The 13,919-nt window shown below is 75.3% G+C and carries 10 protein-coding genes; 8 read left to right on the top strand and 2 right to left on the bottom strand.

Annotation, left to right across the window (positions count from 1 at the left end):
- Positions 1 to 79: 79 nt before the first annotated feature.
- On the top strand, positions 80 to 577 hold the full coding sequence (locus WCD58_RS27820; protein ID WP_337706357.1) for a hypothetical protein: 498 nt from the start codon (positions 80 to 82) through the stop codon (positions 575 to 577).
- Here the strand turns inward: WCD58_RS27820 and WCD58_RS27815 are convergent.
- Positions 574 to 1,626: an endonuclease/exonuclease/phosphatase family protein gene (locus tag WCD58_RS27815; RefSeq protein ID WP_337706356.1), complete on the bottom strand. Its 1,053-nt coding sequence runs from the start codon at positions 1,624 to 1,626 to the stop codon at positions 574 to 576. The two genes, WCD58_RS27820 and WCD58_RS27815, sit on opposite strands and share 4 nt — an antisense overlap.
- Positions 1,627 to 1,865: 239 nt before the next feature.
- Positions 1,866 to 3,143, bottom strand: coding sequence for a PQQ-dependent sugar dehydrogenase (locus WCD58_RS27810; RefSeq protein ID WP_337706355.1), 1,278 nt, complete (start codon positions 3,141 to 3,143; stop codon positions 1,866 to 1,868).
- 484 nt (positions 3,144 to 3,627) lie between these two features.
- Between WCD58_RS27810 and mfd the strand changes: the two genes are divergently transcribed.
- The 7 genes from mfd to WCD58_RS27775 all read left to right on the top strand — a co-directional run bounded on the left by mfd (position 3,628) and on the right by WCD58_RS27775 (position 13,847).
- Entirely contained in the window at positions 3,628 to 7,257 is a 3,630-nt protein-coding gene (mfd, locus tag WCD58_RS27805) for a transcription-repair coupling factor (RefSeq protein ID WP_337706354.1), read from the top strand.
- 227 nt (positions 7,258 to 7,484) lie between these two features.
- Positions 7,485 to 8,474: a hypothetical protein gene (locus WCD58_RS27800; RefSeq protein WP_337706353.1), complete on the top strand. Its 990-nt coding sequence runs from the start codon at positions 7,485 to 7,487 to the stop codon at positions 8,472 to 8,474.
- Positions 8,471 to 9,370, top strand: a complete 900-nt coding sequence (locus WCD58_RS27795) for a nucleoside triphosphate pyrophosphohydrolase (protein WP_337706352.1) — start codon at positions 8,471 to 8,473, stop codon at positions 9,368 to 9,370. The genes WCD58_RS27800 and WCD58_RS27795 overlap by 4 nt, the downstream gene beginning before the upstream one ends.
- Before the next feature lie 135 nt (positions 9,371 to 9,505).
- Positions 9,506 to 10,375, top strand: coding sequence for an iron uptake transporter permease EfeU (efeU, locus tag WCD58_RS27790; RefSeq protein WP_337706351.1), 870 nt, complete (start codon positions 9,506 to 9,508; stop codon positions 10,373 to 10,375).
- 110 nt (positions 10,376 to 10,485) lie between these two features.
- On the top strand, positions 10,486 to 11,610 hold the full coding sequence (efeO, locus tag WCD58_RS27785) for an iron uptake system protein EfeO (RefSeq protein WP_337706350.1): 1,125 nt from the start codon (positions 10,486 to 10,488) through the stop codon (positions 11,608 to 11,610).
- A gap of 13 nt (positions 11,611 to 11,623) precedes the next feature.
- Positions 11,624 to 12,877, top strand: a complete 1,254-nt coding sequence (gene efeB, locus WCD58_RS27780) for an iron uptake transporter deferrochelatase/peroxidase subunit (protein ID WP_337706348.1) — start codon at positions 11,624 to 11,626, stop codon at positions 12,875 to 12,877.
- Between the two features lie 52 nt (positions 12,878 to 12,929).
- Positions 12,930 to 13,847 carry a lytic transglycosylase domain-containing protein gene (locus WCD58_RS27775; RefSeq protein ID WP_337706347.1) on the top strand — a complete coding sequence of 306 codons (918 nt, stop codon included), beginning with the start codon at positions 12,930 to 12,932 and terminating at the stop codon, positions 13,845 to 13,847.
- The last annotated feature ends 72 nt before the right edge of the window (positions 13,848 to 13,919 follow it).

Raw genomic sequence — 13,919 nt, 5'->3', positions numbered from 1 at the left:
ACCGGCCCGGGCCGGCACGTGCAGAAGGCGGTTTCGACGTGAGCTCGACAGCATTCCTGCCCGACGAGGGGGACCGGCGGTGAGCGCGCCGGCACGCGGCGGCTACGCCGCATGGGTCAGTTGGCTGGAGGCGTTCCGGCGGGGCGAGGACCCCGCGATCGACGGTCTGGGCCCGGTGCGGGGAGGGTTCGGGTCGTACGTGGAGGCGCGTCTGCTCGAGCGCCTGTCCACGGCGTTCGCCGAGCGCGTGCGGCAGTGGCAGACGTCGCTGGGGGACCGGATCGTGGCGCAGCCGCCGGACGGGCCGGCCGCGGCCTCGGCGCTGTTCCGGGACGCCGTCGCGCGCCTGGAGCCGCTGAGCCGGCTGGCCGACTCGCCGCTGATCCCGCGGGCGCTCGCCGTGTCGATGCACGACATGCTGCGCACGGTCCGCGAGGGCGCCCGCAGCGCGCTCGACGAGGCCTGGCGCCGCGGCCTGGAGGACGTCCACGCGCCGGGGATGCCGGCGCAGCGCCGCGCGGAGGCCGCGGTCCGGCGGACGAGCGCCGGGGTCGGTCCGCTGACCCGGTCGACCTAGCCGAGCCCCACCCGCGCGAGGACACCGCGGTGGTCGCTGCCCGGGACGTCGACGATCTCGACCTCCCGGGCACGCGGCCCCCCGGACACGAGCACGTGGTCGATCTGGACGCCGAGCAGGCGCGGCGCCGCGGCGGGCCAGGTGCCCACCAGGCCCTCGCCGACGTCGCTCGCGGCGTCGGTGCAGCCCTCGGTCGCGGCGCGCAGCTCGGCGTGGTCGAGGGTGGCGTTGAGGTCGCCGGCGACGACGGTCGGGCGGTCCCCGGTGCACCAGCGCGACAGGGCCTCGACGTCGCGGCGCCAGGCGTTGGTGTCGCCGGGGCGGGGCGACTGGGGGTGCGTCGCGACCACCCGCACCGCCTGCCCGTCGACGTCCGGCAGGTCGACGATGAGCGACGGGAACTCGGTGTCGCGGTTCGGCGTCACGGCCGGCCTGCCGACGCTGCGCCGGACGAACACGGTCATCGGGCTGTCGTCGCGCCGCGCGTCGGCGGCGAACACGCGGTAGCCGCTCTGGCCGGCCTCGCCGCCGGACTCGTCGACGAGCGCCTGCTGGAGGCGGTCGCGCAGGGTGCCGCGGGCCTCGGGCAGGACGACGACGTCCGGGGTGCGGCTGCTGATCAGTGACGCGAGCGCGTCCGGGTCGGCGCGGCTGAGGTAGGCGCTGGCGGTGAGCACGGTCAGCTCCGGGCCGCCGGTCGCGCCCGTCTCCGACGAGCCCACCGCGCGCGGCAGCACCATCCCGAGCCCGAGGACCCCGACGAGCCCGAGGGCGAGCCCGGCCGGCCAGGCGCGGTGCGACATCAGCAGGACCAGCCCGCCGAGCACGAACAGCCCGGCCGCGAGCTGGGGCCGGAACGCGATCGTCTGCACGAACGGGGTGCGGTCGTCGATGCCGAGCACGTCGGAGAACGTGACGATCGCGGCGGGGAGGCCGAGCACCACCGCCGCCGCGATCGCGCCCGGGCCGGGGGCGCGGAAGCGGTCGCGCAGCGCGCGGCCGACCGGCGGGCGGGCGGGCCGTCGGGGCGGCTCGTCGTGGCGGGGCATCGCCTCGGTGCGCCCCGCCGGAGACTCCGCCGGCGCCCCCGGTGGCGGCATCTGCCGCGTGGGCGGGGTCTGCGGCGGCCGGCCCGGGGGCGGACCGGGACGCCGCGGGGGACCCGGCGGTCCTGAGGGTCCCGGCAGTCCCGGGGGGCCCGGCCGCGGACCCTGCCGCCCGCCCGGGCCTGCGGGCGGGCTCGGGCGGTACCCGCCGGGCGTGTACCGCTCCGGCCCGGGCCGGTCGGTCACCCGCGGGTCACGCGCAGGATCGAGTCGTCCGACCCGTTGTCGGTGGTGAGGTAGAGCGCGCCGTCGGGCCCGAGGCGCGCGCCGCGCAGCCGGCCGAACTCGCCGTCGAGCTCCCGCGGCACCGTGACCTCGACGATCCGGTCCTCGTCCGCGCCCTGGCCGGGGCGCATGAGGAAGAGCTTCTCGCCCTTCTGCGCGGACACCGCGAGCATCCCGGCCATGTCGCCCCAGGCCGGGCCGTCGAGGAAGGCCGCGCCGCTGATGGCCTCGGTGGGGTCGCCCGAGCTCCACGCGGCGGGGACGGCGTCGGGATAGCGCCGGAGGTCGGTCATGGGCACGTCCTCGTCGTACCCGCCGGGCGACTCGCCGCCCTGCGCGGGGTCCCACCCGTAGTTCCGGCCGGGGATGACGACGTTGACCTCGTCGTCGATGTCGGGGCCGTGCTCGGCGCTCCAGGCGCGGCCCGAACCCGGCTGGACGGCGACGGCCTGGACGTTGCGGTGGCCGTAGCCCGAGATCAGCCGCTCGGCGGCGCTGCCCGACTCGGCGAACGGGTTGCCCGGGGCCGGTCCGCCGGTGGCCGGGTCGACGCGCAGCACCTTGCCGCCGAGCGAGTTGCGGTCCTGCGGGATGGTCGCGCGGGCCGTGTCGCCGGTGCCGACGAGCAGCATGCCGTCGGGGGCGTAGGTGGGCCGGCAGCCGGAGTGGCGCCCGGAGGGGTTGATCGGCAGGCCGCCGACCAGCGGGTCGCGCACCCGCTCGGCGCTCGCGCCGTCGGGGGACAGGCGCCACGACACGACGCGCACGTCGACCGGCCGGCCGCCCTCCTGGTGGGTCTGGCAGGTGACGAACGTGCCGGAGGTCGCGACGTCCGGGGCCGCCGCGATGCCCATGAGCCCGCCCTCGCCGCGGGCGTAGACGTCCTGGAGGTCGGCCTGCACCGGCGTGACGCGCGCGCCCGGCCCGAGGCCCGTGACCAGCGACAACGAGCCGTCCCGCTGGGTCACGAGCAGGCGGTCGCCACCGACGAACGCGACGTCCCAGGGGTTCGCGAAGTCGCCCGCGACGGTCTCGACGCGCAGTGCGGTGCCGGACGGCGTGGTGGTGGTCGGCACGGACGGAGCGGCGGCGCCCGCCCCGCCGCCGCTCGGCGGTGCGGCGGACGTCTGCTCGGTGCCCTCGCCACAGGCGGCGAGGGCCAGGGCCAGCAGCGCGGAGAGGGCCCCGATCAGGGTCGAGTGCGCGCGCGCCGGGCGTGATCGGCTCGGGGTCACGGCGACGATGATGCCGCGTGCCCTGTCCGATCTCCGTGGGGCCCTCGTCGTGATCGCCCGTTGTGCAGGGATTCTCGCCCGCCGGTCCGGGTCCGGTACCTGGTGTTGTCGGTGAACGGACCGCACGGTACTTTTTCCGCGGCGCCGAGGGAGCCCGTGCGGATCGACCGGGGGGCACGCACGGACGTCGCGGGGACCGGGGGCGCCGGTGGCGGACCGCCGGCGCTCCCGACCCCCGCCTGGTCGAGATGTCAGCGACGTGGCGTCGCAGACGTTCAGTGTCCGTAACACCACGCGCTCGAATGCCGCGGGGTGCTCGTCGGGGTGCGCACGTACCCTGGAGGCATCCCCCCGCGCGATCCGCCCACGGTCGCGCCCCGACGGTCCGTCGAAGGGTCCCTTCGCGTTGTCGCCCGCTGCGTCGCTCGCCGCTCCCGCTCCCACCACCGCACCTTCAGCGCTCCTCGCGCCCCTGCTGGCTCCCGTGCTGGCCGACCCCGGCCTGCAGGAGATCGTCGCCGCCGCCGGGCGTGACGCGGCGGTCGAGGGGCCCACGGGCCTGCGCCCCTTCGTGGCGTCCGCGCTCGCCGCCGAGGGGGGCGCCGGCGTCCCGCTGCTCGTGGTCACCGCGACCGAGCGCGAGGCGGAGGAGCTGGCCGGCGCGATCGGCGAGCTGCTCGGGTCCGACACCGTCGCCTACCTGCCGAGCTGGGAGACGCTGCCCCACGAGCGCCTCTCCCCGCGGGCGGACACCGTCGGCCGGCGCGTCACCGTCTTCCGCCGCCTGGCCCACCCCGAGGCCGACGACACCCCGGACGTCCCGCTGCGCGTGGTGGTCGCGGCGACGCGCAGCCTCATCCAGCCGGTCGTGCCCGGGCTCGGCGACCTCGAGCCGGTGCGCCTCGCGGAGGGCACCGAGTACGAGCTCGAGGCGCTCACCGCCCGCCTGGTCGACCTCGCGTACGCGCGCGTGGAGATGGTCGAGAAGCGCGGCGAGTTCGCGGTGCGCGGCGGCATCGTCGACCTCTTCCCGCCGACGGCCGTGGCCCCGGTGCGCGTGGAGTTCTGGGGCGACGAGGTGTCGGAGCTGCGCTGCTTCTCCGTCGCCGACCAGCGCTCCCTGCCCGGCGAGGGCCCCGACTCCCGCCCGGCCGAGGTCGTCGCGCCGCCGTGCCGCGAGCTGCTGCTCACCGGGACGGTGCGCGCCCGCGCCGCCGAGCTCGCCGCCGAGCACAGCAAGGACAAGGCGCTCGGCGAGCTGCTCACCCGCGTCGCCGAGGGCATCCCGTCCGAGGGCATGGAGTCGCTGATCCCGGCGCTGCTCGGCGGCGACGGCGAGACGCCCGAGCTCGCGCTGCTGCCCGAGCTGCTGCCGGCCGGCGGGCACGTGCTCGTCTGCCACCCGGAGCGCGTGCTCACCCGCGCCGCCGACCTCGTGCGCACCGGCCAGGAGTTCCTCGAGGCGTCCTGGCTCGCCGCCGCCGACGGCACCGACGGGCGCGCCCCGATCGACCTGGGCGCCTCGGCGTACCGCGACCTCGGCGACGTGCGCGCGGTCGCGGCGAAGGCCGGCCGGCCCTGGTGGACGCTCTCGAGCCTCGCCACCGACCCCGACGTCGAGGACGACTCCCACACCCGCGACGGCGCCCGGGTGCTGCGGCCCGGGTTCACGGCGGTCGAGGCCTACCGCGGCGACATCCCGCGCGCCGCCGCCGACCTGCGCGCCCTGGCCGCGGCCGGGGGCACCGGCGTGCTCGTCGTGCCCGCCGCGGGCACCGCCCAGCGCGCCGCCGAGCAGCTGCGCGAGCACGAGGTGCCGGTGCAGCTCGCCGACGAGGGCCTGCTCGCCGCGCCCGAGCCCGGCGTCGTGACGATCACGCGCGGGTCGCTCGCCGACGGCGTCACGGCGGGCGGGACGTCCCTGGTCATCGTCACCGAGTCCGACCTCACCGGCACCCGCGCGGGCACCGAGGGGACGGTCAAGCGCGCGCCGGTCAAGCGCCGCAACGCCGTCGACCCGCTGACGCTGCAGCCCGGCGACCACGTCGTCCACGCCCAGCACGGCATCGGCAAGTTCGTCGAGATGACCCAGCGCACCACCGGCACCGGCCCCGCGCGCACCACCCGCGAGTACCTGGTGCTGGAGTACGCGAGCTCCAAGCGCGGCCAGGCCTCCGACCGGCTGTTCGTGCCCACCGACCAGCTCGACCAGGTCAGCCGCTACGTCGGCGGCGAGCTGCCGACGCTGAACAAGCTCGGCGGCTCGGACTGGTCGAAGACCAAGTCGAAGGCGCGCAAGGCCGTCCGCGACATCGCGGCGTCGCTGGTGCAGCTCTACGCGGCGCGCCAGTCCGCGCCGGGGCACGCGTTCGCGCCCGACACCCCGTGGCAGCGGGAGATGGAGGACGCGTTCCCGTTCACGGAGACGCCCGACCAGGCGTCGGCGATCGACGAGGTCAAGGCGGACATGGAGAAGGCGGTCCCGATGGACCGCGTCATCTCCGGCGACGTCGGCTACGGCAAGACCGAGATCGCGGTGCGCGCGGCGTTCAAGGCGGTGCAGGACGGCAAGCAGGTCGCGGTGCTGGTGCCGACGACGCTGCTCGCCCAGCAGCACCTGCAGACGTTCACCGACCGCATGCACAACTTCCCGATCACGGTGAAGGGGCTCTCGCGGTTCACCCCGGCCAAGGAGGTCGACGGCATCCTGCGCGGCCTCGCCGACGGGAGCGTCGACGTCGTCGTCGGCACCCACCGTCTGCTGCAGACCGGGGTGGCGTGGAAGGACCTCGGGCTGGTGATCATCGACGAGGAGCAGCGCTTCGGCGTCGAGCACAAGGAGCACATCACCGGCCTGCGCGCGCACGTCGACATGCTGTCGATGTCGGCGACGCCGATCCCGCGCACGCTCGAGATGAGCCTCGCCGGCATCCGCGAGATGTCGACGATCCTCACCCCGCCCGAGGAGCGGCACCCGACGCTGACCTACGTCGGCGCCTACGAGGAGAAGCAGGTCGCCGCGGCGATCCGGCGTGAGCTGCTGCGCGACGGGCAGGTCTTCTACATCCACAACCGCGTCAGCTCGATCGACGACGCCGCCGCGCGCCTGCGCCGGCTCGTGCCCGAGGCGCGCATCGCCACCGCGCACGGGCAGATGGCCGAGGAGCGGCTCGAGCGCACCGTCAACGAGTTCTGGGAGCGCGAGCACGACGTGCTCGTGTGCACGACGATCGTCGAGAACGGCCTGGACATCTCCAACGCCAACACCCTGATCGCCGAGCGCGCCGACACCCTCGGGCTCTCCCAGCTCCACCAGCTGCGCGGGCGTGTGGGCCGCGGGCGCGAGCGGGGCTACGCGTACTTCCTCTACCCGGCCGACCAGCCGCTCACCGAGACCGCGCACGACCGCCTCGCCACCGTCGCCCAGCACTCCGAGCTCGGGGCGGGCACCGCGGTCGCGATGAAGGACCTCGAGATCCGGGGTGCCGGCAACATCCTCGGCGCCGAGCAGTCCGGCCACATCGCGGGCGTCGGCTTCGACCTCTACGTGCGCCTGGTCGGCGAGGCCGTCGAGGCGTTCAAGGCGCACACCGACGCCGGGGGCGGCGACGAGCCGCTCGCCGAGGTCCGCGTCGACCTCCCGATCGACGCGCACGTGCCGCACGACTACGTCGACACCGAGCGCCTGCGCCTCGACGTCTACCGCAAGATCGCCGAGGCGGGCGACGCCGCCGCGCTCGACGCGGTGCGCGAGGAGCTCGTCGACCGCTACGGCGAGCCGCCGACGCCGGTGACCAACCTGCTCGCCGTCGCCGCGTTCCGCCAGGCGTGCCGGCGCCACGGGATCACCGAGGTCGCGGGGCAGGGCAACCAGATCCGCTTCGCGCCCGTCGACCTGCCCGAGTCGATGCAGATGCGCCTGCGGCGCCTGCACCCGCGCGCGCAGTACAAGGCGGCCTCGCGGACGCTGTCGCTGCCCCGGCCCGTCGAGGGTTCCGACGGCAAGGGCCCGGTGCGCATGGGCGCGGCGCCGCTGCGCGACCTGGCGCTGCTGGCGTGGTGCGAGCAACTGTTCGGGCAGCTCTTCCCGGAGCCGGCGGCCGCGGCGACCTGACCGCCCCGCCCCGGTGATCACGGGCGTCCTCATGCACCTCGGGACGTCGACGGCGTGCATGGCGTCGCCCTTGATCACCGGAGGCGGCGGGCGAACGCGGACGTCGAGCGCCGAGAAGCAGCGAACGTCCAGTTGAGCACGCCGATAGGACGTTGGCTGCAGCACACGGGCCCCGATCAGCCGGGCGGCGTGCGGGCCGCGGCCGGGCGGGTGAGAAGGTGACGCCCGTGCGTCGCCTGTCTGCACTGGTCGCCTCGGTCGTCGTGGCACTCCTCGTCCTCGCCGGGTGCGGGACCGGACCCGAGCGCGCCGGCGCGGCCGCGATCGTCGGGAACACCGTGATCCCGATCGACGAGATCCAGAGCAATCTGCGGACGGCGGTCCCGGACCTGCGGATCGCCGTCGACCAGCAGGCCGCGCAGCAGGGCATCGCGCCCGGCGCGCCGATCCCGCCGCAGCTGCTCGCGCAGGAGTCGCGGCGGCTGGTCACGGTCCGGGTGCTCCACGAGCTGATCGCCGAGCAGTCGCGCCGCGACGGGATCGTCGTCGCGCCGCAGCGGGTCGACGCGGCGCTCGCACGCGCCGGCGGTGCCGAGGCGGCGGCGCAGGGCAGCGGGTTCGACCCGGCGACGATCCGCGGGCTCGTCGCCGACCAGCTCGCCGCCGGCGACATCGGCCGCGAGGTCTTCGACCGCCTCTCGGTCACCATCGACTACGCCACCGCCCCCGACCGCGCGTCGGCCGAGGCCCTCGCGCGCCGGGTGGCCGCCGACCCGTCGCGCGCGCCGCAGCTGTTCGGCCAGCAGGGCGCCGGGGCCAACGGGCTGACGCTGCGCCCGGGCCAGGACCAGGGCGGCGGCATCCGGTCGTCGGCGTCGTCGCTGCTGTTCGGCCTGCCCGCCGGCACGGTGACGATCACGCCGGGCGGGTCCTCGCAGTCCCGCGGCCAGGACCCGGCGCAGGGCCCGTGGTCGGTGATCCACGTCCGCGAGCGCACCCTCGACGCGCCGCCGCCGGGACCCGGCATCACGCCCGCGAGCGCCGTCGACGACGACACCATGTTCGGCTTCGGGCTGCGCCAGCTCCAGCCGCTCGCGCTCGAGCAGGGCGTGACGGTCAGCCCCCGCTACGGCGCGTGGGACCCGACGCAGCTCGACGTGGTCGACAACCCGGGGGCGGTCGGCGTCGTCACCCCGGTCAGCGCCGCCACCCCGTGAGCGGGCGGCAGACCGTCACCGTCGACCCCCGGCTCGGCGCGGTCCTGCCCGCCGCGGCGGTGCGCACGGTCGCGGCCGCCGACCAGGTGCGGCTGCACCCCGACCTCCCCGCCGACGTCGCCGACGCCTTCGCCCGCGAGCTGGGCGCGGTCGGCCCGGAGATACCCGAGAAGGGCACCGTCGTCGAGCTCGTGCCCGGGGTGAACGGACCGCCCGGCGCCGAGCTCCTCGAGGCCGTCCGGGTCATGGACCGCCTGCGCTCGCCCGGCGGCTGCCCCTGGGACGCCGCGCAGACCCCCGCCTCGCTGCTGCGCTACCTCGTCGAGGAGACCTACGAGCTCTACGACGCCGTCTCCGACGACGACCGCGTCGCGGTGCGCGAGGAGCTCGGCGACGTCCTGCTCCAGGTGCTCTTCCACGCTCGGATCGCGCAGGAGGACGCGGCCGACCCGTTCGGGATCGACGCCGTCGCGGGCGAGCTCGTCGCCAAGCTCGTCAGCCGCCACCCGCACGTCTTCGGCGACGGCGAGACGATCACCGGGGCTGTGATGACTCCTGGCGAGCAGCAGGTCCGCTGGGAGGAGCTCAAGGCCGTCGAGAAGCGCCGCGACTCGGCCCTCGACGGCGTCGCCCGGGCCCAGCCCGCGGCGGCGCTGGTGGCGAAGTACCTCTCCCGGTCCCGTCGGGCCGGGGTCCCCGACGACCTCCTCGCCGCCGCCTCGGACGACCCGCTCTACACCGCCGCCGCGGCCCACGCCGACCCCGAGGGAGACCTCCGCGCGACCGCCGCCGAGCTGGCGCGGCGCGTGCGGGGTGCCGAGGCGGCCGCCCGTGCCGCGGGCGAGGACCCGACGGCGCTCGACGACGCGGGGTGGCGCCGGCACTGGCCGGCGTGAGGTCCGCGTCAGGAAACGGACATTTCGGTCACTTTCTGTGATCACGACCGCGCGTTCTTCCGTCGTCCGGCGTAGCCAGGCTAGCCTCACCTCACAGCAGGTGAGGATCACCTGAGCGACGCCCGAGAGGACGCCATGCTGGGGAACGCCCTGATCGGGCTGCGCGAGGGGCTGGAGGCCTCCCTCGTCGTCAGCATCCTCGTGGCGTTCCTGGTCCGGACCGACCGACGGCGCGAGCTGCCGAAGGTCTGGCTCGGCGTCGGCGTGGCGATCGCCGTGAGCGTCGGCGTCACCCTCGCGCTGACCCTGTCCCAGCAGGCGCTGACGTTCGAGGCCCAGGAGGCGCTCGGCGGCTCGCTGTCGATCATCGCGGTCGGCTTCGTGACCTGGATGATCTTCTGGATGCGCCGCGTCGGCCGCACGATCGCCGCGGAGCTCGAGGGCGGCCTGGAGAAGGCGATCGCGATGGGATCCGTCGCGGTCGTCCTCATGGCGGCCCTGGCGGTCGGGCGCGAGGGCCTCGAGACGGCCGTCTTCTTCTTCGCGGCGGCGCAGGCCGCGGGGGAGACCACCGGCCCGCTGATCGGGTTCCTCATCGGCATCGCGATCGCCATCGCGCTCGCGTACCTGATCTACCGCGGCGCGGTGAAGCTCAACCTCGGGAAGTTCTTCACGGTCACGGGCGTGCTGCTCGTGTTCGTCGCGGCGGGCATCCTCGCCTACGGCGTCCACGACCTGCAGGAGGCCGGCATCCTCCCCGGCCTGAACACCCTGGCCTTCGACGTCAGCGCCGCCGTGCCGGCCGACTCCTGGTACGGCGTCCTGCTCAAGGGCGTCTTCAACTTCTCCCCGCAGACCACGGTCCTCGAGGCCGTGGTGTGGGTGCTCTACGTCGCGATCGTGCTGACGCTCTTCGTGCGCAGGCCCCGCCGCCGCGACGACGCCCCGAGCGGGCCCGCCGCGACGTCGGGCGGCTCCACCGACACGGCCGACACGGCGGCCTGACCCCCCGAAACCCTGGACGAAGCCGGCGTGCACCGCCGCGCGCCCCCTGGAGGAGAACGATGTCCCGCAGGATCCTCGCTTCCGGAGACGGAGCGAAGCGGAGCTCGACCATGCTGGTCGGAGCGGCCCTCGCGATGCTCGCGCTCGCCGCGTGCACGAGCACCGCGCCCCCGCCCCAGGGCCAGGGCGGACAGGGCGGGCCCATCTCGGTCCGCGCGTCCGACACCGCCTGCGAGGTCTCCGCGACCGAGGCGCCCGCCGGCAACATCTCGTTCGCCGTGCAGAACACCGGCACGAAGATCACCGAGTTCTACGTCTACGGCACCGGTGACCGGATCATCGGCGAGGTCGAGAACATCGGGCCGGGGCTGTCGCGCCAGCTGATCGTCGAGGTCCCGCAGGGCGGGCAGTACACGACGGCCTGCAAGCCCGGCATGGTCGGCGACGGCATCCGCGCGCCGTTCACGGTCACCGGCAACACCGCGGGCTCGACCAGCCAGGACGCGCTGCTCGCCTCGGCGGTCGCGGGCTACCAGCGCTACACGAACTCGCAGATCGAGGCCGGCATCGCGCGCACCCAGGAGTTCGTCGACGCGATCAAGGCCGGCAACGTCGAGCAGGCCAAGGCGCTCTTCCCCGTCTCGCGCACCTACTGGGAGCGCATCGAGCCCGTGGCCGAGTCGTTCGGCGACATCGACCCGCGCGTCGACGGCCGCGAGGACGACGAGCGCGACCCGGGCGTGGCGTGGACCGGCTACCACCGCCTGGAGAAGGACCTGTGGGTCACCGGCCTGCAGCCGGACTCGGCGGCGATGGGCGACCAGCTGATGGCCGACCTGCGCGACCTGCAGACCCGCGCCGCGACCGTGCAGCTCACCCCGGTGCAGCTGGCCAACGGCGCCAAGGAGCTGCTCGACGAGGTCGCCACCGGCAAGATCACCGGCGAGGAGGACCGCTACTCGCACACCGACCTGTGGGACTTCCGCGCCAACGTGGACGGCTCGCAGGCGGCGGTCGCCGCGCTGCGCCCGGCGATCGACCAGCGCGACCCGGCGCTCGGCCCGACACTCGACCAGCGCTTCGCCGACGTCGACGCGCTCCTCGAGCGGTACCGCTCCGGTGACGGGTACGTGCTCTACACGCAGCTGACCGAGCAGGACAAGCAGCAGATGACGCAGGCGGTCGACGCTCTCGGCGAGCCGGTCAGCCAGGTCGCCGGCCTGGTGACCACGTGACGGAAAGGACTGCATGACCCGCTCGGGACTCCGCGGTATCGGAGGGGGTGTGTCCCGGCGCCGGCTCCTCGGATGGACCGGCGCCGGGGCCGCCCTGGCCGGAGCAGGTGCGGTCGCCGGCTTCGCGGCCGGCGAGTCCGCCCAGGAGGCGCCGCCCGACCCGTCGGGCGGCGTCGTCCCGTTCCGCGGCCCGCACCAGGCGGGGATCGTCACCCCGGCCCAGGACCGGCTGCACTTCGTCGCCCTGGACCTGACGACGACCGACCGCCGGGCGGTGATCAGCCTCCTGCAGCGCTGGACGACGGCGGCGGAGCGGATGACCGCGGGGGCCGAGGCGGCGCCCGGCGGGGCCGTGAACCGCAACCCGGAGGCCCCGCCGAGCGACACCGGCGAGGCGCTCGGCCTGCCCGCGGCCGCGCTGACGATCACGTTCGGGATCGGCGGGACCCTGCTCGACAAGCTCGGCATCCCGCGCCCGCCCGAGCTCGCCGACCTCCCGCCGTTCCAGCAGGACCAGCTCGACCCGGCGTTCTCCGGCGGCGACCTGTGCCTGCAGGCGTGCGCCAACGACCCGCAGGTCGCCGTGCACGCCGTGCGCAACCTCGTGCGCACGGGGTTCGGGACGACGGCGGTGCGCTGGTCGCAGCTCGGGTTCGGGCGGACGTCGTCGACGTCGACCGCCCAGCAGACCCACCGCAACCTCTTCGGCTTCAAGGACGGCACCAACAACCTCAAGGCCGAGGAGGGCGCGCTGCTCGACGAGCACGTGTGGGTGCCGCCGCAGCAGGGTCCGCCGTGGATGGCGGGCGGCACCTACCTCGTCGCGCGCCGGATCTCGATGCACGTCGAGACCTGGGACCGTACGTCGCTGTCCGAGCAGGAGTCGCTGACGGGGCGCACCAAGGGCGTGGGCGCGCCGATCGGGCAGGCGCAGGAGTTCGACGTCCCGAACCTGGCGCCGGACTCGCCGATCGGGACCGACGCGCACATCCGCCTGGCGTCGGCGCAGAACAACGGCGGCGCGCGGATCCTGCGGCGCGGCTACAACTTCGTCGACGGCTCGGACGGGCTCGGGCACCTCAACGCCGGCCTGTTCTTCGTCGCGTTCATGCGCGACCCGCACCGTCAGTTCGTGCCGATGCAGAGCCAGCTGGCCCGCTTCGACAAGATGATGGAGTACATCGACCACACCGGGTCGGCGGTCTTCGCGGTGCCCGCGGGGCTCGGCGACGGCGACTACTGGGGCCGAACGGTCCTGGAGGGCTGAGCCGCCCGGGTGAGCCGAGAGCGCTGTCTACCGCCGCGTAATCTCCCGCAGGATGAGCGCGCCGACCGATCGCACCCCGGGTTCCCGCGATCGCCAGCCCGCGCCGCGCCGCTCGACGGTGCGCAGCGGCGCGACCGAGGGTGCCGACGGGGGCGCCGACGAGACCCCGGCGCCGCCGCGGCGCCGGCTCGCGGTCCTCGGGCGGCTGGGCCTCGTGGTCGTCCTGCTCCTGGCGGTGGCCGCGACCGTCCTGCTGGTCAACCGCCAGGGCGAGTTCGGGCGCGAGGACGCGGGCGCCGAGGAGATCCCGGCGCTCGAGGTCGCGCCCGCGCCGGTGCAGCTCGGCACGGTCGCCCAGCCCGACGCGCTCGCCCCGATCCCGTCGGCCGGGGGCGGCGGGCAGCAGACGTCGCTGGCGAGCTGGTCGGAGGGCATCGCGAGCCGCGTCGACGTCCCCGCCCGCGCGCTGCAGGCCTACGGCGTCGCCGACCAGGCCGTGAAACGCGAGCAGCCCGACTGCAACCTGTCGTGGGTCACCATCGCCGGCCTCGCGCGCATCGAGTCCAACCACGGGCGCTACCGGGGCGCGGCGATCGCCGACAACGGCGACGTGACCCCGCGGATCATCGGCGTCCCGCTCGACGGCACCGGCGGCAACCGGACGATCGGCGACACCGACGGCGGCGTCCTCGACGGTGACGCGGCCCTCGACCGCGCCGTCGGCCCGCTGCAGTTCATCCCGTCGACGTGGGCGAAGTGGCGTTCCGACGGCAACGGCGACGGCGTCGCGGACCCGAACAACATCGACGACGCCGCCCTCGCCGCCGGGCGCTACCTCTGCGCCAACGACCGCGACCTCGCGACCGGCCCGGGCTGGCGCTCGGCGGTGCTGTCGTACAACAACTCCGACGAGTACGGCCGCCGCGTCTACGCCGCCGCCGACCAGTACGCCCGCGCCAGCCAGGGCTAGCTCCGTGTCAGCGACGTGGCCCTATCGGCGTGCTCAACAGGATGCTGACACTGAACGTCCGAAATCTTCCGT

Origin of the sequence: Actinomycetospora flava (assembly GCF_037400335.1) — a bacterium.
In the GTDB taxonomy this organism is placed as follows: Bacteria; Actinomycetota; Actinomycetes; order Mycobacteriales; family Pseudonocardiaceae; genus Actinomycetospora; species Actinomycetospora flava.
This window is presented reverse-complemented; position numbering and strand designations above follow the sequence as displayed.